The following is a 20583-nucleotide window of genomic DNA, read 5'->3' as shown; positions in this document are numbered from 1 at the left end:
CTGTTTGGTATGACTTTGGATTAGTGAACTTCCTATGATAGGTTATTATTGTAAAATAGTGAATAAAACTAATTATGAAGGAGGACCAACAGAACATGAAGCCACTGGATATCCATCCAACAGCGTTGTATGAGCAGGTTCAGTCCGACATTGGCAGCTTTCAGGTCTTGGCAAACTACAGGCTGAATAGTGTGAGAACCGGGGTCTGGAAGCTGCAATCCACTCAGGACTCTAAATGTTATTACTTAAAAACGTACAGCCGCAAACAGAGATGGCATCCTGAGGTTTACGCCTATCAGCATTGGGTAGGTCACTTGAAGCCGTATGTACCAGAGTTCATCGCTTCTTACGAAGGCGAAGGTTGGCAAGCCATATTAATCACATCCATGGATGGATTAATCATGAGGGATACTGAACTAAGTCCCCTGGCTGTGGAAGCCGCTTACCGTAAGGCAGGTGAATTAACAAAAGTACTGCATGATTCACAGATTGGCGATTGGTTCGGCCGCCCTGATATCAATGGAAACCCAATCGAGTTATCCCATAATGAGGACCCGGTAAATTATGTTTCTAATTCGATTCGGGAAGTTACGGCGCGATGTATGGAGGAAGATCTGCTGCAATCTTCTGAAATAGCTTTAACCGATTGGGCGCTTCAAAATGCTCAAATTTTCCGGCATAGCAAGCCTGTTCCAATAAGCTGGGACTCCACACCAGGCAACTGGCTGGTGGATGACCAGGGTATTTTGACAGGAATGATTGACTTCGAGAATATGTTGTGGGGGCTGGCTGTGGACAACTTCTCCATTCTGTTCGCCAGATATTTCATAGATCATCCATCAGCCAGAGATGCCTATTTTGCAGGGTATGGACTTGAAGTGCTTAAGGACCAGTCTGCTGAAATACAAATATGCTGCATCAAAATGGCCCTCGGCGATATCTGCTGGGGTACTCACAATCATCAGCCCGAAGTCGTCCGATCCGGCAGAGAGCTGATGAAAAGAATACATAATCAGCAGCTTTTCCTGTAAGGAAGCTTGAAGACAGTGCAAGTTCCATGCAGCTTCCCGCCTACATCGCAGCTACCTCTGCCGCCAGCTCCCGGACCTGCTGCTGCAGGACATTCACCTCATCGGTCCCTTCCCAGTAACGGGTGGCGAAATGCAGGAATACGTCTATCTTGCGCAGGAGCATGAGCACCGGAATCGCCGCCAGTTCCTCGGGAGTCAGCGTAACCCTGCGGTTATAACCCCGCCAGAAATCACTGATAATCCGCTCCGAGTCCTCATGACTGAGCAAGGCCGACAGAATTACAGCAGCATCCATAACCCGTACATCCCGGGTGCAGAATTCAAAATCCAGCAGCGCCGTCACCCGGGCCGTATCCGCTTCATCCACCAGCAGGTTGGAAGCATTCAGATCGCCGTGCACCAGCTGATGCGGCAGGCTCTGAAGCTGTTCCAGCGAATCTGCCACATTGTCGTGGGCCTCTACTAAAATTCTCAGCTCCGGCAGCAGCTCCTTCAGAGGCTCGGGCGGGTCCGTCACCAGACCATGCAGCGCTTCACGGGTACATAGCGGATAGGAGGTCTTCAGTTCATAGTACGGTCGGTACACTGGAGCTATCCCTGTCTCCACCTTAGCCAGGGCAACGGATAATGTGCCTGCCGCCTCTCCGAGCGAATCATAGAAGCCAAAATCCTGTTCGGTGGGAGATTCTCCTTCAATATACCCGAACAGGCAGGCAAATTTATCTGTGCCATCCTCCAATTGTACTAACGTCTCCCCCGTAACGGTAAGAATCGGAACAGGTATTGTAAAAGGAAGATTCAATCCATTTAGCTTCTGCAAGACACTATGCTCGAACTCTATTTTATTCCTGTCTCTATGTGTATCATAGACGCGCAGCACAGCGCGGCGTTCCCCGCTCTCCACAAAATACGTTGTATTATTCCAGCCTCCACTCCGTTTGCACAGCGTACCCTTCCATTCAGGCCAGGCCTGACTCAATATAGCTTCCGTAGGCTTATGCCCCCTTTCTTATACGTTCAGAAGCAATTGTAGAATCCGGATACTGCGCTGTCAAATCTACTAGGATTGGGGCGGTTCCCTATCTTCTGATCTAGTCGCCTTTTTTAGCAGCAAAAGATAATCATACAAAACAAACTATCAGGTTTACATATATTACTGTATCAAGAGAAAAGGAGGACTTCCAAATGCCAATTTATACTATCGGTGCAGTGCCCAACCTTGAACCTACTGGAACAGTAATCTCTCAGTTTGTCGAGCTTCGCATCACCAATACAACCGCTGCAAGGCTCGAGCCAATTGTAGTCAATGCCTACAGTGTCACAGATACCGGCCCGGAGGGTATAGCTGAAACCCTGAATTTCACAACAACGTTCGGAATTGCTGCTCCCAATGGAGTAGTGACACTCATCATTCCAACTACGGTGGCCAATTACAGTATCACCGTTTCTTCACCCGGTTTTCCCGGATTCGTGAACGACATCTCGCTATACGCAGTAGCCCGGGATGCAGCCGGATTCATAGTATTTGATCAGGTATATCCATTCGGAGACTGGAACATCATCGGTCCCGTCCTTAGTTAACCTCATTTCATTGCTCAGGCGAGTCCTGAGCTTTTTTTGTTTCTGGTAAAACTGTACAGGATAGCAGCCCGCTCACTATCACGATCACTCCTGACCTGATAAGCCTATGCTTGCACCACTTCAATAATATGCGGAATGCCTGATTATCCGCTATAATATAATCCAAATGATATAAGCAAAGGATGGGATACATATGGACGCAACCGTTAGCAAACGCTGGCTGCTCGCCAGACTCTATGAGCCGGAGCAGACCATCGTGGACTGCCGGTTCACACTGGGCAAGCCTAAGGCCGGCAGAGACAGCTATGAACAAGAGCATATTCCAGGCGCGGTCTATCTCGATTTGGAATTGGATCTGTCTGCTCCTGTAGGCGAACATGGCGGACGCCATCCCCTGCCAGACCCGCAGGAGCTGGCCGTCAGGCTCTCGAAGCTCGGCATCGGCAACGATACTCGTATTGTCGCCTACGACGATGAGAACAGCATGAACGCCGCCCGTCTGTGGTGGCTGCTGCGTTACCTGGGGCATGAGCAGGTATACATTCTGGAAGGCGGCTTCAGCCAGTGGAAAGAGGGTAAATATCCGGTGACGGATCACCAGCCGGTGCGGGTGCCGAGCGCTTTTGTGCCAAAGGTTCAGCCCCGGATGCTGGCAGATGTCCACAAGGTTCAACAGGTATCTGCTAATATGGAGCCTTCGGCTTCTCCAGCCGCCCTTCCTTCAGTCCTCATCGATTCCCGCGCCCGTGAACGCTTCCTGGGTCAGGAAGAGACCTTAGACAAGAAGGCCGGACATATCCCCGGTGCGTTCAACTTCTTCTGGAAGGATACGCAGAATGCGGATGGCAGCTTCAAGAGTGCTGAGGAATTGCAGGAGCATTTCGCCGAGCTGGACCAAGACGCTGAGATCATCGTCTACTGCGGCTCCGGCGTAACCGCCTGCCCGAATGTGCTGGCGCTGGAGAAGGCCGGGTTCAAGAATGTTCGGCTGTATGCGGGGAGCTGGAGTGACTGGATTAGTTATGAGGAGAACACTATCGCCACTGGTGAATAGTAAGCACAAAGAGCCCGCGTCCGACGCGGGCTCTTTGTGCTGGAGTTGTGCAGTTGTATAGTTCGTACAGAGTGCCAAGAGGTGTCTCAAGTCAATAAGGAGTCAACGAGAAGACGGAGAAAGCATCTGCAGCGTGGTCTCTCGGCGGTACTCCATAAAGTACCGGACTCTACATCGTGGAGGCAGTACGGATGCCAACTATAAGATGTAAGAACGCAATTTTCGCTTTGCTGATCCCTGAGACGAAAAAGAGAAAGAGAACAAAACATACCGCCTGAACCAATGTAACCTTAAGGAAGCTATTGTTAATCCTTAGCAGATGTTGTAACAAACTCGTTAATAGTCCAAAAATCTATACAAAAGTTCTATTACACCTGATATAGTCAAGTTGCAATAGTTGGAATATTATCCAACTGGATATATAATAATTACAATCATTAAGAATTATAGTTTGGCATTTATAGAAATGAGGGGTATAACAAGTGGCTAAAATCAAAAAAATAAACAGCAACCAGTTTTTATGAAGTGGAGTGATTTAGAAAACAATTTATGATGAACGTATCTTTGGACTAATGGACCTTCCTTTATATTGGTATAACAGAGAAAAGATGGTTTAAATTAAAGAGATGCAGGTTTTGAATAATAGCAAGAATGCCTACTTGGAAAACGCGATGAATAATTTCATTAAACCTCTGTAATCAGATTCACAAAAATCACAGCCGATTAATTGTTACCCAGAGATCAAGAAAATTCTAATACCAATTATTAAAAGAAAATCAAAAAAGCTAGAAACGGTTTAATTTTATCTAAATTTTTGGTATTAGATCGAATTCCTATTCATAGTACTGTCTCTAATATTTGGGTCAATGAAACATTTCAGATTTAAAGGTGAAAATGACCTGTCACTCAAACAGTCCTTAGATACTCTAGTTTATGAAATAAAAGAAGGTTAAATGAGAATGGACACTGAACTACAATCAAAAACATTAAAAACAAGAGGTGCATGACTATTGGAAGATTTACTTATCCCTTCAAGGTATGAAGCTTTAAGCAACATTAAAAGCAAAGATACATTCAGACATTTTATTGTAGAAGTGAAAGATGCTATTGATGAAATTGAAGAAATATACAGTGATATGTGTGCATCTGGACAGGGAGCCTTTTTAATATTACATGGAAAATCCGGATCTGGAAAAACAACATTTTTACACACCCTCCCCCTATTTCTAAAAAATATTGAGATAGTTTCAATAGGAAATGACGAAGATATTGACAGCAATTTATCAACCTTAAAATTAACTGATAGGGACTTCAGGATAATTATCATTGAGGGTAGAGAAGCGATTAAAGACTCCTCAAATGAAGAAATCGAAAAAAGTTTACATAGGATTAATAATTTTATTAGAAGCCAGAGAGGCAACAACACTTTGGTTGTTTGGTTATGCAACAAAAAAGAAATGAGAGAAAAATTGATTGAACTTGCTAATGAAATTGGTGCTGAATCATTACTAGGTTTAGATAAGAATTATATGCTATTCAATGGTCCTAAACGGGTAAAATTTCTAAATATAGCTATGAATACAGTTAGCACCCTTAATGAAGGAATAAGCTTATTAAACCTTGGTATTACAGAAGAACAAGCAACAAAAATGATTGATGAGGATGATACTATAGGAAAATACTTAACTAAAATAAGAAAGAAATCTCAAGAAAGCACAAAATATATAAAAAAATTAGTTGGAAAAGAAAAATGTAAGATGTGGATTGTCGTGATATCTGGGAATGATCCAATTAAAGATGTTTCAGCATTGACTTTGGGGAGTAATGCTTTTGCAGATATTGAGAGATTAATGGTTGCTACTGAAGCTAACATCGTAGAAGAAATTAAAAATTATTCAGAATACATTGGTAAGCTATCTTCTTATTTTGAATGCAGAATTCTAAACATCTCCACATTAGCTACAACATCTATTATTAGAGATTATTATAACTCCAGTTTAGAGTTAAAGTTAGTAGAGAAAAATTTCGAGACCAAAAAATCAGATAAAGGAAAAGAATACTTACTCAAGTCACAGCTTGGAAAAGCTATTAGTGATGAAAAAATAGGAATGGGTAAAAAAGGCGCCAAAGTTGGCTCAAATACTATTGCATCTTTCGGAAAGCTAGCAGAGATAGCAAAAGACAATGATGCGTTGCTAAACACGGCAATAGCAGACGCATTAGTAGATTGTGAACTAATAAAATCATATGAACTTGAATCTAATTTTGGTGAAGGATTAAAAAGGCGAACGGATATTCTATGCACTACTGACGACATACCAATTAGATTAGAAATAATGTGGAGAAAAAAAACCTCTCAAGCAGAAATTTCCAATTACACTTTAACAAAATTATTTAATTATGCAAAGGCAATAGAATTATTGGATTAAATATTCAATTTTTACAATAATATTCAGTATTTCAACATTGCTATTACTATATCTCTAATGATGATAATTGGACATTGCTCTGCTATTAGTATATCTATGAATTTTATTAATATTGAATAAGCATTTTGGGGGGATTTCTTTACAGCTAGTTATTCCAGGAGAATAAACACCAAAAGAAAGCACTGAGATAATCACTCAGAAAGAATAGTAACTAATACTTATCTTTTGAATGTTCCCTCCCCTTTGCCTTGTTACTACATAATTCACCCATCCATACGCAAGTAAAATATATCAAATTAGTTTGAGAAGAACATCGATGCACTAAGTTTGACCAATAGAGCCAGATCCCACAGCTTTCAGCAACCCGAATGATCAGCCCTAATAAACGACTAGCCGTGGTCAAGTTAATGCCGTGCCAAGACTTTGTTTGCCTGAGATACGGAGGTCTGAGAACAAGAAACGACCTTTCAGCAACGGGGGTACATTGATTCGGATGCTTGACTCTTTACGCAGCTTCTGAATCTTTTACTGCTGTTGAATGCTCTACCTGCCTCATCTCGCGGGGTAGTTTATTCCAAAGTGTGCCCTCCTCTGGTTCGGGAACAATGGATGGTTTGGCTAGCACGCGTTCTCCTGACCTCAGGCTAGTAAACTTTATGCTTCTGTCTCCTAAGCAATGGTGCAGATTGATACATCGGCACTTGGCGATGGTGCTCTGATGCAGTGTAGTCTTATCTTTTTTCTAAATCCGAAGGTCACACTCTTAAAGCAGTTTCTAACAGCAATGCCAGCTGGAGTGACTGGATCAGCTATGAAGATAACCCGTTGGCTACAGGAGACGAGTAAGAGCCGATTGACCGCATCGGACTCGAGTTTTGGGGCTGTGACAGGTTGCCGGAAGGCAGGCTGCTCACGGCCCTTTTTCGGCATTTTCGCGTGCGCTGTTCCAGAGATAGACAAGTTGGTAATTTGAGGATTGACAATGCGGCCCGTTAAATTTAAAATAATCACAGCGGAAAAGTATGATTTAAATTATTATAAACTCAACCATCGAAGGAGATTTTAAAAATGACCGCTCTCCAAACCTTTAAAGCATCTGCGCATTTGCAAGACGGAGTCCAAGTGAAAGTAGCATCCCGAAACTTTGAATTTATTATTGACGAGCCCAAAAGCTTGGGCGGAACTGATACCGGTATGAATCCGGTCGAAGCTTTGCTGGCCTCACTGGGAGCATGTCAGTCTATCGTAGCCAGAGTGTATGCGCCTAAATTCGGCGTGAACCTCAAGGATTTCTTCGTGGATGTAGAAGGCGATCTTGATCTGGATGGCTTTTTCAACAAGACGCAGGTGCGTCCGGGCTATTCAGAAATTCGGTATACCTTCCGTATTAAAACAGATTCACCCAAAGAACAGGTTGAAGAATTTGTACGATTCCTGGAAAGCAAATGCCCAGTTGGAGATACGCTTGCAAACCCGGTTAATCTCAAGCTGGAAAGCATTATCATCGAAAGCTAAGCGACCGATAAGAACCGAGAAGCCTTGTCGGACGCAGGTTTAGGGGCTTTTCTGTCAACAACTCGTCCACTCTCGGATGTACTCCAGCCTTCAGCAAGAGACTTGCATGTATATGCCTAAGGTCATGGAACCTTATCTTGGGCAAGCCCGACTTCCTGACTATACCAATCCAATTTGATTCCAAATCGTACGGATTTACATTCCACACTATATTCGTCCGTTTGGCCGGACCATTCATATCATTGCTCAAGGCTCAGGACACTACGTATACCTGGATCAGCCCGAGCTTGTTAAACAAGCAATCTCTCCATGCTTGAACAATAGTTTTATTAAAACTGTAACAATGTATTACACTGAAGAAGCGGGAAACACGAATGTGCAGCTGCATGTGAGGAGCTGGAGCGACTGAATTAGTTATGAGGGGATTACGATGGCGGCAGGAGCAGGATAAAGGCAAAGAGCCCAGATCTGTGGGCTCTTCGTTCTGCCAGTATTTCTCTTCCTCTACTCTGTGAGTGTCGCTATTCATATTCGCTTTAGAATCTCACCGACACTCTAACTCACAGCAGAGATGCCAAATCGATAGACAGTCGGTGAATCGGCTGCTGAACTGGCTGTCCCAGCCGGTAGCAGAAGGAAGGTCTCGGCTCTTCGGACAATTGCTTACAGACAAGACCGCCGTCATGAAAATCATGCAGACGCAGGGATAGTTGGCGCGGCGTTATACCGGTGAGCGACTTGCGGATATCCTCGAACCGTTCATTATTAAAGTTCAGCGTTAGTAGAACAGACAAGCCCCAGGCTCTGTCTGAAAGTCTGCCCTGTCCAATCTTCTGTTCGCTGAGTTGGACAGCACGCGCGGCTTCTCGGTGAAGCCGCCCTTTGTCGGTCAGCACATACTCAGGAAGGAGCGGGTGCCTCCGATCTTGCGGAGAAAGATGAATGAGCAGACCATCCGCTATCATCTTCTTCAAATTGGCAGTCAGCCGGGAGGGAGCGATACCTAGCTTGTTCTGCAGCGGGGTGAAGCGACCGCCACGTTCGTCAAGCGACAGCAGAATGGGCAAGGTCCATTGCCCGGTCAGCTCCCGGCTTAGCTTGAGTATCTCTTCTTTCTTGATCAAGAGTCTGTAAGGGATTCGGCTAACATCAAATTATGCCCGTCGGGGTCCACGAATGTAGCCAGCTTGGTCAACTCCGGAATAAGTTCAACTTCACCAATGAAAATTACCCCTTTACTCTTGAGCAGTTGTATCGCTTCCTCGATATTCCATACCTCAAATACGGTCGAAGAAGTAGCCGGTTCTACGGTGTCTGCCACTGAAAAACCAATAACACAGTCCTTAGTATTGGTACTCACCATGGCCATGCCACTCTCTGCATCATGAAAGATAACCTCGAAACCAAGCTTTCCTGAGTAAAACGCCATCGTCTGCTCCAAGTCGGATACGCTGTACCATACGGTAAGACCTGATCTGTACATATTCAGCCTCCTTAAGATAAATACAGAATTAACTACCGATAGTATACCCCATATAATAACGGTAGTAAAGTAATCATAATCATCGTCAATACTGCTAAGAGGCTAGCGGGATATCCTCTTTCTATAGAGTTTGGATACAACTCCCCGTCTCTCACACGATCTACGGACAATGTACAAAGCGGATCATGGTTACGTATATTAAAAGCATTAACACGGCTTTTTAGTCAAAGCTGTCTTTTAAAGAGGTGAACCGTGTGCCTATTAAAACAGGTAGCCAATACATCGAACGTATCGACCGGCAAAATATCAATATCTTTTACAAAGGAACACGGATCGAAGCTCCTTTATCAAAGCATCCCGCATTTCAAGGTCTCATACAAACCCAAGCCGAAATGTACAACATGCAGTGTGATGAGCGTTATTTAGCGCAGATGACCTATCCTTCACCCGATACAGGAGAGCCTGTGGGTCTATCTTTTCTTCCACCCAAGAATGCTGAAGATTTACAGCGCCGCAGAAAAATGATTGAACTCTGGTCCAACTGCCATCATGGGTTTTTAGGACGTTCCCCGGATTATATGAATACAGCCCTCATGTCTCTGTTTACAGCTGCCGATATCCTTGAGGAGCTGAATCCGAAATATGCTGAGAACCTCAGGAAGTACTATGCTTACTGCCGGGATCATGACATTACCTTATCCCATGCATTCATCCAGCCTCAAGCAAGCAAAATATCCGGCCAGATTGATGCTACAGAGGATTCTATCGCTGCTAAAGTCGTTGAAATCAATGATGAAGGGATGATAGTAACCGGTGCTTTTATGATGGCAACACAAGGGGCTACATGCGATGAAATGCTTGTATTCCCGACTCCTTCCCCCTCGTTTGTGGATGATGATAATCCGTTCGCGTTTGCCTTCGCCGTGCCTAATGATCTGCCTGGAATGACCTTTTTTTGCCGTGAAAGCTACGCTGCCTCATCTGCCTACGACCATCCGTTAAGCTCAAGATATGAAGAAATGGATACACTAGTGATATTTGACCGCGTTCTTATCCCTCATGATCGTATATTTTATTACGGAGATGAAATGTACTGTTCCCGCTTGTTCGGCGAGAGTCACTTCCATACGCATCTGGCCCATCAAATCATCACCCGCTATATTGTAAAAACCGAGTTCTTTCTCGGGTTGCTGGAAGCTTTGGCGGAAGAACAAAATGTTATCCCTGAGCCCCATACTATTCTGCCTATTTCCAGAACGATAACCTATTTAGAGACCTTCAAAGCCTTAAGACTTGCTTCTGAAATTGGGGCTTCTCCAGACAAATTCGGATATCTCGTTCCAGACAAAGGTCCACTTTTGGCTTCGTCCGTTCACTTTTCGGAGTTTTATCCAGAACTGATTGAAATGGTTCAAAATCTCAGTTCAAGCGGTCTCATCATGATCCTCTCGGAGTCCGACTTCGATACAAGTGCTGGTGCGTACCTCAATCAGTATTTGAAGGGTACGGCTTCGGAGGCTTGGTTCCGAAATGCTTTATTCCGGCTTGCTTGGGAACTGGGAGCGGGTGCATTCGGGGGGCGACAAATCCAGTTTGAGCGGTTATTTTTTGGCAGCTCCCAAACTCTGGCCTGGCGCATGTACAACAGCTATGATAACCATGAATCCTTCCGTCAAATCATTCACGAGTTCATTGCCCCAGAAGAAACTGGATTAGTTATGAAGAAAATCCGGTAACTCAAAGACACTCTTCTCATTGTTCTGAGGAGAGTGTCCTTTTTTCTAAAATTAAAGCATAATTGACATTGTGTAAATAGCGACCACCTTTTATAGTGATGATAATTCTAAATAAGAAAGAGCGTCGAATATTATCAAAAGGTTCAATTTGTACTACAAAGCCGAATTGTGTATGCTGGCAATGGCTATGTATGTAGGTGATTATCTGCCGGTGATAAAAACAGCAGACGATGCTCCAGTAATGTAAGAAATAAGCGCACAATAGCGAACGGGGGTGCAAAGAATGAACAGTAAGGATGGAATCCCGCCTGCGGGAGCCTTCGGACAGCTTGATCAGATGTGGTTCAGGCTTCGGAGCAGCCAGCAGAACAGCAGTCTCACGGGAGAGTGTTCACTCCGACTGCAATTCCTTGAATCGCATCTGCTCCTGATTCCAGTTTCGGGCCGGGGCTGGATCACTGTGGACGGCAAGTATGGCGAACTCAGAGCGGGAGCTGCCTTTGTCTGCCTGCCGGGGCAATTAATCGAAGCCTGCCTGGACGGTTCAGGCGAACCGAATATATACATTCTGCGGTTTGATGTATTTAGCCAGAGGAATCTGCCTGTACAACCGGGCCGGATAAGCTCAACGGAGCCCCCGCTCCCCTTCTCCCTGGAAGGAGAAACCGCGATGTCTTCAACAGTTACATACAGCAAACACTGTGAGGCTATCACCGCTTCCCTTGGCAGTACAGACCCTTTACAGCAGCTGCTTGCCCAGAGCAGATTCTATGAGCTGCTGTTCAGTCTGCTCAGCGATGCCAGGCAGCTGCAGCCTGACGATACCGATACGATTATGGAACGCGCCAAGACCTATATAGAGCAGCATTACCGTGAAGAGCTTTCTATCCGCCTGCTGGCGGGCGAAGCAGGTACAAGCGTAAGGCATTTTATCCGGCTGTTCAAGCAGAAATATGGTCTTAGCGCCATCGAATACCTGACCGAATACCGGATCAGACAAGCAAGAAGTCTTATGCTGCCGCATTCGAACTATGAATTGAAGGATATCGCCGCTTATGTCGGTTACAAGGACGTTCCTTATTTCCGGCGCAAATTCAAGCAAATTACCGGGGTAGCTCCGGCGACCTTCATGCGGAATGCCAAGCTGAAGATCGTTGCCTACCACGGCAGCCTGATTGGGGCGTTGCTTACCCTTAATATTATTCCTTGCGCCGCACCGGCTGACCATCCCTGGACAGAATATTACCGCCGTAAATATGAGACAGATGCGGTCCTGCCGCTTGCCCAAGATGACGCTATCCGCATCCAGCAGCTTGCTTCCCTCCGCCCTGATTATATTCTGGGGCTTGAGCAAACGCTAAGTCCCGCCATTCAGCAGCAGCTTCAGGAGCTTGCCCCCACTTCGCTTGTTCCCCGGCTCCAAATGGATTGGCGGACGGAATTACGCTTCATCGGACAATCTCTTGGCAAGTCAAAGGAGGCGGCGGCTTGGTTAGGCACCTATGAACGCAAGGCAGAAACAGTCCGTGATGAGTTGGATTATGAGCTTACCAAGGGCAAGCTTCTTATCGCCCAAATATCCGGTCATACCCTCACCGTATTGTCTAACCGGAGCTTGGCCGAGGTGTTCTACGATGATCTGCATTTCATCCCCGCTCCCCTTGTTAACCGCAAGCTAAGCCGTCAGACCTTGACCCTTGCGGAACTGAAGTCTGCGGATGCGGACAAGCTATTGTTGATCGTAGACGAGGATGCCGACTCTCAGACCATGTGGTCGGAGATCCAGCATCAGGAGTTGTGGAAGCTGCCTGATCCCGCCGGATATTCGCGTGTTGAGCTTCTCCCTCCCTACCCTTGGACAGAGTATACCTCGTTCACACAAGAGCTGATTCTTGACCTGACGCCATCCCTGTGGCGTAATCGGATATGAAATATTGGCGTGATCATCTATAGTCGAAACCAAGGGATTGTTTTATACTCCTAACAGTGATATTGATTCTCACTCTCATGTGAGATGTAAGGTATCGAAACTCAGGAGGTTATAGAATTCATGCGACAGATAAGAACAGGAATAGCATTCTGTATGGCCGCTCTGCTGGTACTGGTAATGGCAGCTTGCTCTAATAACGCGGGAAAGGCCAAGGTAGATGCTTCAACAGAAGCGGACTTTCGTCTGGTAAACAGTGAGAAGGGCGAGATTAAGATCCCGGCCCATCCGACCAGAGTCGTCGGCCTATCCGTAGTCTACCCGGAGTTTCTGCAAGCGTTAGGCGTTACACCCGTTGCTGTGCAGAACTACCAGGAAGAATTCCCAACCTATCTGCAAGAGCCTTTCAAGGATACGCTGAAGATGGGAATTGCCAAAACTCCGAATTTTGAAATGATACTGTCTTCCAATCCAGATCTTATTCTTGCTCCTGCATGGTGGGCAGGCAAGGATTATGACCAGTTATCCGGAATCGCACCGACGGTTCTGCTGCCCGAGCGTCAGGACTGGCGCGATGAACTGAAGGACATCGCCGCGGTGCTGGACAAGAAGGAAGCTGCCGAGAAGGTTATACAGGAGCTGGAAGACTATGAGGCCAAGGCCAAGCTGAAGCTTGATGAGCTGGTTGGCAACGAAACCGTGTTGTATGTGAGGGTTATGCAGAATAGTCTCGTCCTCAATGGAGATCAGGTAGACCGCGGAAAGTTCATTCATACCACCCTTGGTCTGGAGATGATTCCGAATTTCCCCGAGCAGTCTCCGTCCATCTCTCTGGAGAAATTACCGGAGTACAACCCTGACCACCTTATTATTCAGTTGAACAAAGAGGATAATGCTGAGATTAAGCAAACCTATGAAGATATGCTGGCGAGCCCTTTATGGAAGAATATGAACGCGGTTAAAAAGAATCAGGTCATTACGATGGGGGACAAGGATTGGTTCAACGTGGGCATGTCTCCAATGGCAAACCGCTATGCGGTTGACGTGGTTCTGGAGGCCTTTGAAGGCAAGTCGAAATAAAGGGGATTTCAGGATGTACGATACTGGCAAACTTCAAGGGGTGGAACGTTATTTCATCCATCAGGAAGCCGTAGAGAATGTAGTGATTACTTTATCTCTTACTGAATTATGCCAGCCTTCCGCAGCAGAGCATCTGCTCGGCACTTATGCTTCTATGCTTGGAACGGCGGACAAACGAATCGCGGCGGCCATCTTTTGCAGCTGGATTGCCGGAATCTGCGGAGCCAAAGCTGCACTGCTCACGGCTGGACACCCGATGGCTTCTGCTGTGTGCCGGAGCAATATGTCTGTGCAGCTCCTCCGCACGGAGGGCTACCCCGAATTCTCCTTCCCCGTCCATGATCAGCGGGAGGGTATCTATGACCGGACTGGTCAGGGAAATGAATTCATAGACGAGCTTGGAATGTTCTACCAAAATGATGTCAGACCGATTATAGCGGCGCTTGCCGAGGCTTCACAGACCAAGCCAGTGATGCTGTGGAAGCAGGTGTACAGTCAGTTATATACCTTCATGGAAGAGGAAGTCCAGGATGCAGCAAGTGAGAGCCGCCGCGCTCAGATCGCCGAACAATTCAAGACTGTGACCTGGGCGCTGCAACCGGAGAACTTCGGACTTCGCAGCAATCCGTTCCGCATTATACCCAGATTCAGAACGGACCCCAGCCCCCCCTACCATACGATATCCATTAAAGCGACCTGCTGTCTGGCCTACCAGCTAAGAGCGGATCATTCCTACTGTAGCAGTTGTCCTATATTGCCGGAGTAACCGGAGAATTATAAGCTGAGTACCACCCCTCAAGCGGCTACCGGAATGGGATATTTCCCCATCCGGTTTTTTTTTGCAAATTAACACACTTCACTATACAAGAATATCCGCCATATTCCGACATATTATTTAAGAGCTTTTGCTCTAATACATATCCGGGAGATGACCTATGTCACAGCTAATTCAAAAACGGCCAGTCCGTTCAACCAGCATCGCCAACACATTGGCCATTGTACTGCTAGTCATTATTCTTGTCGTCTTCTCGATCCTGGGTACCTTCTTCTATTCCAGCACCCGAAGCATTCTGGTCAGCCAGCAAGAGTCGATGCTGATTACCAAGACGCAGGGAATTGTCAGCCAGTTCGATGCTTTGTTCAAGGAGAAGGGCTCACTGGTCAAACAAATGTCCACCAACTCGATTTTCCAAAAATATATTGAGAGCACTACAGCAGATCAAATCACTACCTCCCCCCACGCAGCAGAAGCACTCGCTACACTTGCGGACATTGTAAAGTCAGAGCCCTCCTTCGCCGATGCCTGGGTTGCCGGGTTATCCGGGAAGGGATATTTCCTCCAAAATGACGGTCTGGCCTCTAACTCAGACTTCGATATCCGCGCCCGCCCCTACTTCAAGCCCGTATCTGAATCTAAGGGTCTCTATTATTCTGAGCCTTACGCCGATGTCAATAGTGGCAAAATGCTGATGGGCATTTTCTATCCGATTCTGAATGACAGCAGCCAAATGATCGGCTTCATTGCCGCAGATATTGCCTTCGATGACATCCCGGAGATCATGCAGAGCTATTCCTTGGGAAGCACCGGATTCTCCATTCTGGCTACCCGCTCAGGCGATATTCTCTACCACCCGGATAAAGCCAAAGTGCTGAAGGAGAAAATCACAGACAGTCCGGGCGATCTCGGGGCCATCGGCAAAAAAATGATTAACGGCGAATCCGGCGTATCGCTCATTGATGATAATGGTGACCCCCGTTACATCGGCTATGCCACCAGTAAGGATACCGGATGGTCTGTCGGCTTAACCATTACCCGGCATGAGGCGCTTAGCGAGCTAACATCCTTCACCCGGATTACCATTACCGGTTTTGCCGTGGCCGCGCTTCTGCTGGTAGTCATCTGCTATCTCATGCTGCGTTACCTCTTACGTTCTATTCCCAAACTGCTCGCTGCTATCAAACGGATTGCAGACGGCGACCTGACTGTTCAGCTCAATGACACTTCTCGCAATGAGATCGGGCAGATTGCTCATGGCATTGCAGGTATGGTCCAGAAGATTCAAGGCATGATTCAGGTGATCCATAATACGACTCAGGTGCTGGCCCAGTCCTCCCTCAACCTGCAAGCCGTCTCCACCAAAACAGCGATAACCATGAACGAAACGGCTACGGCCATCAATGAAATTGCGAATGCCACCAACTACCAGTCCGCTGAATCCGAGAGCATTCTCCACAAAACCGGTGCCTTGTCGGATCAAATTGACGAAATCACCAGTGATGCCCAGGCTGTAGGAGCCATGGTACAGACCTCTGCGCAGCTCAGTAGTTCAGGTCTTGACTTGGTCGAGCAGCTCTCCAAAGCCGCAGAAGACAATCACCGATCCACACAAGCGATGTCATCACTCATTGAGGATATTGATCTGAGCCGTCATGAGATTTCGGGTATCGTAGGCACTGTGAATCAAATAGCAACACAGACCAACCTGCTCGCCCTTAATGCTTCCATTGAAGCGGCACGGGCAGGTGAGCATGGCAGAGGTTTTGCCGTGGTGGCTGGTGAGGTGCGTAAGCTTGCCGAGCAAACAGCCCGGGCTACCGAGGAAATTTACAAGAAGGTCAGCGCCATTGAAGAAAAAACAAGCCTGTCCGTAGAACACACTACTCTTGGCCTTACGATTGCGGAGGAGAATGCCAAATCTGTCGAGAATGCGAAGCAGGTCTTCTTTAGCCTGAACGGTGACCTGGAGGAACTGAAGGTACGGATGCTGCAGATCAGCAATAACACTTCGATTGTCCACAAGCACAAGGATGAGATCCTGCAGGCGATTGAGGTCATCTCTTCGACGACTGAGGAGAATTCTGCCTCCACTGAAGAGGTAAGCGCCAATACGCAGGAGCAGCTCGGCAGTATTGAGCAGGTAGCTGAACTGTCCAGAGAGCTGAGCGAAATCTCACAGAGGCTGGAGGAAGAGCTGCGGCAGTTCAAGCTGGAATAACGGAATATACAAAAACATCGCCAAGTAGGAACACTCACTTGGCGATGTTTTTGTCATTCGGAGGCATTAGCTCGATCCGGTGCTATTTTAACATATATTTGCTTATCGTCTTAGGTGCATAACTCCTCGAAATGTAAAGCTCCCCGCCTCCCGCATAAATGTAATTATGCCCGGTTTCGTAGTCATGCCAGCTTGTGGAAAGATGATATTTGATCTGCAGGTTCCCTGGGTCAAGCACATAGAAATCTTCCTTCGCTATATCTCCCTCAAAGGTCTCAGGATCAATCACAGCCGGACGCTCCTGCCATTGGTACTGCTTCTCGACCGTAATCTCGCCCGATGGCGTTATCCTGTAGTACCATTCGCGGTCCCCGGCTTCACCGATCTGCTGCTTGCCAAGCAATTGGTTGTTTTTACTGTGCAGTCTGTAGACGTTATCGCTCTTGATCAGATAGTTGTTGCCTGTAGTATCAATCCGATCCGTCTTATTCAAAGGACGCACCCACTTCTTGGTTCCGCTTGCGTCATAGCCGAGTAATAGCCAGGTATCCGCACTGCTCATCTGAATCAGGAACGACCCGCCGCGAAGCGGGTGTACCTGGAAATAGGGGTTGTTCACTGTTTTGGGAACAGTGTAGGTAGCGAGCGGTTTTGTCAACGCATTTAGGCTGCGGTATACGCTGATACTAAGGACTTTGTCTTGTTTATCTATCAACTCATGCTTAACGTACCCGTTCGGCAGCAACTCAAGTATCCCTGTGGTCCATTTGCCGCTGAGCTTATGCTTGCTTACCTGCTTCCCGTCCTGATTGTATTCGGTAAAAGCAATAGTTTTTGTGTTGACACTTAGTCCGGACCGAATACTAATATTTCCGTTATCCAGCAACAGCGGCGAGTAGGAATCCGTTATCGTTTTGGTCCATTTCCGTTTGCCGTTCGGATCGACAGCGGTGAGATCGTAGGGAATACCGCCTTTCTTTTTGTAGACATAGGTGTAGCCGTTACTGACAGAATACAAACCATGAGCAGTAAACGGCTGGTCGTTGGCCATGTCCGAATAGTCATATACCCAGTTGGCAGAACCTTGTGCGCGGTCAATGGATGCGTACAACATGCCAGAAGTCTTCTTCTTGGAAGGGGATACGGTTACGGTCTTTAGCAGCGGAATGAACATCCGCTTATTGCTCTGTAGGGTGTCTATAGTGCCCCAGAAGCTAAGACCATCCGGCAACGTATAGCTCCATTCCGGCGTAGGCAACTGTTCAATGACCTTCCCGGCAGCCGATGAATGCCCGGGCAGCAGCACTTGTGCAGCCAATAGCAGCGCAAATGCCGTGGTGAGAAACTTGAATCGTTTTGAAAACATACTCCTATCCCTCTTTTGCTATGTATTAATGTTCCAATCTGAATTATTATATGATCACGCAGACCATAAGGACAGGGTAATAAATGGATTGCCATCTAACAGGCGGAGTTGTACTACCTGTAAGGCTAAATTCATCGCCCGTGGAAAGGAGGGAATCTTCATTGGACGAGACTATAAATATACATGAGCACATCCGGATCTGGAATCATGCAGTATTTCAAATTATGGATGTCAGGCATATACACATACAGAACGGTGATGACGTCAGGCCGTATCTGCTTCCTTCCAGCGCCTATCTTTACGTTACACAAGGTCAAGCATCTGTAATTTTGGACGGAGCTGGGCATGCTGCCAAGCCTTACTATCTGCTTCATGGGGGCAAGGGCGCTTATCTCGATATCCGTCTTACAGACCATTCCTTCCAGTACTATCTTATTCTATATAAGGCCAGCTTGCCGCTGTCCGGGAGGCGATATTCACCGGCGCGGACGGACGCAGATCTCTCCTTTTCCTTGCAGTACGGATTCATTCCGCTCCATCCGGCAATTCTCTATCAGCTGGCTGAGCAGATGCTGGACGAATGGCTTGTGCAGGAACGGCTGGAACGGTTGCATGCCAAAACTTTATTCTACCAGTTTGTCTACGAGCTGCTTCAGCAAATGGATGAGCAGCAGGTCAGCCCCGTAAGGCCGGATCTGATCTCCCAGATCATCCGTTACATAGAGCAGCATTATGCCGAACCGATCACGCGGGATTCGCTGGCACGTATTTTCAACTATAGTGTACCTTACCTGTCCAAGTATTTCCGGCGCGAGACCGGAACAAGCATCATTGATTATTTGATTCGCATCCGAATGAATCAGGCGGGAGACTTGCTGCAGAAGACCGACCTGTCTATGCAGGAAATTGCACGCAGCATCGGGTACACCGATGTATCCTATTTCATCCGATTGTTCAAAAAGACGGCAGGCGTCACCCCCGGAGAGTTCAGAAACGCATCGTTGCGCCAAGCTAACAATTCCTATCGTCCTATCATTAGGCTTCAATCGTCCATTGCTCCGCGCAGACTTCGTCACTATATTGGTAACAGAGATGATAATCATTATCAATACAGTGGAAAAGGAGATTTACCGATGTACAAGAGCAAATTACCTGTAGGAGTGACTGTATTGCTGTGCCTGACACTCCTGCTAAGCGCCTGCGCAAGACCAGCGAATACGAATGGCGGAGCAAGCAATTATGCTGGAGCAGGCACAACTATAACCACGGGCAGCAATACCGGCAATGCAGAGGCCGGGAAGACAAATGTCAGTACCGAGACTATCACCTTCAAAGCTGTGAACGGTGAAATACAAATCCCCAAGAATCCGCAAAAAATCGTTATGGTCGCAGGAGCCTTCACCGGGCATCTGCTGGCACTGGGACTAAAACCGATTGCAACCGGGGATGAGTCTTTTAACAACTACACAGAAGGTAAACTGGACAACGTTGTCAATCTCGGCAATGACATCCCTTACGAGCAGATTATTGAGCTGCAACCGGATTTAATTGTGGTGTGGAATGACCCGGCTGCAATTGAGAAGCTGTCCCAGATTGCGCCGACCGTCGCTGTAGATTACGGAGTTCCTTTCCGGGAGCAATTAATGGAATTCGGGACAATGACCGGCCGGGAAGAGCAGGCCAAAGCCTGGATTGAAGCGTGGGACACTCAAATCGCCGAATACAAACCGCTTGTGAAGCAGGCTGTAGGTGAGCGCACGGTATCGATTTTTGATGCAGGAAGTGCCAAGGAGTTCTATGCTTACGGCAGCTTTGGCCGGGGCGGCGACATTATCTATGGCGAGTTCGGACTGAAGGCACCGCCGATTATTCAGAAGGAAGCTATAGACAGCGGCCAGGGCTGGGCCAAGCTATCCCTTGAGCTGTTGCCGCAATATGCCGGGGATTATATTTTTATCAGCGGATGGACAGGCGAGGAGAATGCCACGTGGATCTTCGAGGGCAACATCTGGGACAGCCTCCCCGCTGTTAAGAATAATCATGTCTACCGCGAGAATAGCCGCGGCTTCGTATTCAGTGACCCGATCTCACTGGAAGCCCAGCTCCAATTTGTTGTAGACAGGTTGCTGGGAACGAAATAGCAGTATACCCGGCTGGTGTTCGGTGAAAATAAAGTATTAGACTGGGTCATTGATTCAACGCGGTTTTTGAATTAAAGAATCTTTAGCTTTTGAAAAATAAGTTTTAGACTGATCCATAAATAAAAGCAGCAGCAGTCTAAGACTTGATAAATAAAGTCTTAGACTGCTGCTGTTGTCGTTAAACTAACGTGTCCCGTTAGTTTAACGGTTGATTACTCGTTAATCCGTCACCAGTGAGATAAAA

At 46.9% G+C, this 20583-nt stretch carries 15 protein-coding genes; 11 read left to right on the top strand and 4 right to left on the bottom strand.

Annotated elements, in window-relative coordinates; all coding sequences use genetic code 11:
• Positions 1-95 precede the first annotated feature (95 nt).
• The gene (locus NST43_RS12815; protein ID WP_339224777.1) at positions 96-1031 is read left to right on the top strand and encodes an aminoglycoside phosphotransferase family protein; all 936 of its coding nucleotides are present in this window, start codon (positions 96-98) and stop codon (positions 1029-1031) included.
• A 40-nt stretch (positions 1032-1071) separates the two neighbouring features.
• On the opposite strand, the gene NST43_RS12810 is transcribed toward NST43_RS12815, so the two are convergent.
• Positions 1072-2010, bottom strand: a complete 939-nt coding sequence (locus tag NST43_RS12810; RefSeq protein WP_339224776.1) for a phosphotransferase — start codon at positions 2008-2010, stop codon at positions 1072-1074.
• Between the two features lie 206 nt (positions 2011-2216).
• On the opposite strand from NST43_RS12810, the gene NST43_RS12805 reads away from it, so the two are divergent.
• The 4 genes from NST43_RS12805 (at position 2217) to NST43_RS12790 (ending at position 7610) form a co-directional block, all read left to right on the top strand.
• Entirely contained in the window at positions 2217-2612 is a 396-nt protein-coding gene (locus NST43_RS12805; protein WP_339224775.1) for a hypothetical protein, read from the top strand.
• Between the two features lie 193 nt (positions 2613-2805).
• Complete coding sequence (locus tag NST43_RS12800) at positions 2806-3666, top strand: sulfurtransferase (RefSeq protein ID WP_339224774.1); 861 nt, start codon at positions 2806-2808, stop codon at positions 3664-3666.
• Between the two features lie 1010 nt (positions 3667-4676).
• Positions 4677-6095, top strand: a complete 1419-nt coding sequence (locus NST43_RS12795) for a hypothetical protein (protein WP_339224773.1) — start codon at positions 4677-4679, stop codon at positions 6093-6095.
• A gap of 1068 nt (positions 6096-7163) precedes the next feature.
• Positions 7164-7610 (top strand): OsmC family protein, encoded by a 447-nt coding sequence (locus tag NST43_RS12790; protein WP_339224772.1) that lies wholly within the window; start codon positions 7164-7166, stop codon positions 7608-7610.
• Between the two features lie 560 nt (positions 7611-8170).
• Here NST43_RS12790 and NST43_RS12785 read toward each other — a convergent pair.
• Both NST43_RS12785 and NST43_RS12780 read right to left on the bottom strand, forming a co-directional pair.
• Positions 8171-8734: a winged helix-turn-helix transcriptional regulator gene (locus NST43_RS12785; RefSeq protein ID WP_209985962.1), complete on the bottom strand. Its 564-nt coding sequence runs from the start codon at positions 8732-8734 to the stop codon at positions 8171-8173.
• A complete protein-coding gene (locus tag NST43_RS12780; protein WP_209985958.1) occupies positions 8731-9093 on the bottom strand; it encodes a VOC family protein in 363 nt (120 codons plus the stop codon). The genes NST43_RS12785 and NST43_RS12780 overlap by 4 nt, the downstream gene beginning before the upstream one ends.
• A gap of 254 nt (positions 9094-9347) precedes the next feature.
• Between NST43_RS12780 and NST43_RS12775 the strand changes: the two genes are divergently transcribed.
• From NST43_RS12775 to NST43_RS12755, 5 genes are all read left to right on the top strand, one after another.
• A complete protein-coding gene (locus NST43_RS12775; protein ID WP_339224771.1) occupies positions 9348-10829 on the top strand; it encodes a 4-hydroxyphenylacetate 3-hydroxylase N-terminal domain-containing protein in 1482 nt (493 codons plus the stop codon).
• 283 nt (positions 10830-11112) lie between these two features.
• Positions 11113-12759: a helix-turn-helix domain-containing protein gene (locus tag NST43_RS12770; RefSeq protein ID WP_339224770.1), complete on the top strand. Its 1647-nt coding sequence runs from the start codon at positions 11113-11115 to the stop codon at positions 12757-12759.
• Positions 12760-12879: 120 nt separating this feature from the next.
• Entirely contained in the window at positions 12880-13836 is a 957-nt protein-coding gene (locus NST43_RS12765) for an ABC transporter substrate-binding protein (RefSeq protein WP_339224769.1), read from the top strand.
• A 13-nt stretch (positions 13837-13849) separates the two neighbouring features.
• Positions 13850-14602 (top strand): (2Fe-2S)-binding protein, encoded by a 753-nt coding sequence (locus tag NST43_RS12760; RefSeq protein ID WP_339224768.1) that lies wholly within the window; start codon positions 13850-13852, stop codon positions 14600-14602.
• Positions 14603-14771: 169 nt separating this feature from the next.
• A complete protein-coding gene (locus NST43_RS12755; RefSeq protein WP_339224767.1) occupies positions 14772-16832 on the top strand; it encodes a methyl-accepting chemotaxis protein in 2061 nt (686 codons plus the stop codon).
• Positions 16833-16914: 82 nt separating this feature from the next.
• Here the strand turns inward: NST43_RS12755 and NST43_RS12750 are convergent, their stop codons facing one another.
• Positions 16915-18198, bottom strand: coding sequence for a hypothetical protein (locus tag NST43_RS12750; protein WP_339224766.1), 1284 nt, complete (start codon positions 18196-18198; stop codon positions 16915-16917).
• A 161-nt stretch (positions 18199-18359) separates the two neighbouring features.
• Here NST43_RS12750 and NST43_RS12745 point away from each other — a divergent pair, with 161 nt between their 5' ends.
• Positions 18360-20339, top strand: coding sequence for an AraC family transcriptional regulator (locus NST43_RS12745; RefSeq protein ID WP_339224765.1), 1980 nt, complete (start codon positions 18360-18362; stop codon positions 20337-20339).
• Positions 20340-20583: the final 244 nt, after the last annotated feature.

Origin of the sequence: Paenibacillus sp. FSL H8-0332, from assembly GCF_037963835.1 — a bacterium.
Lineage (GTDB): Bacteria > Bacillota > Bacilli > Paenibacillales > Paenibacillaceae > Paenibacillus_AQ > Paenibacillus_AQ rhizoplanae.
This window is presented reverse-complemented; position numbering and strand designations above follow the sequence as displayed.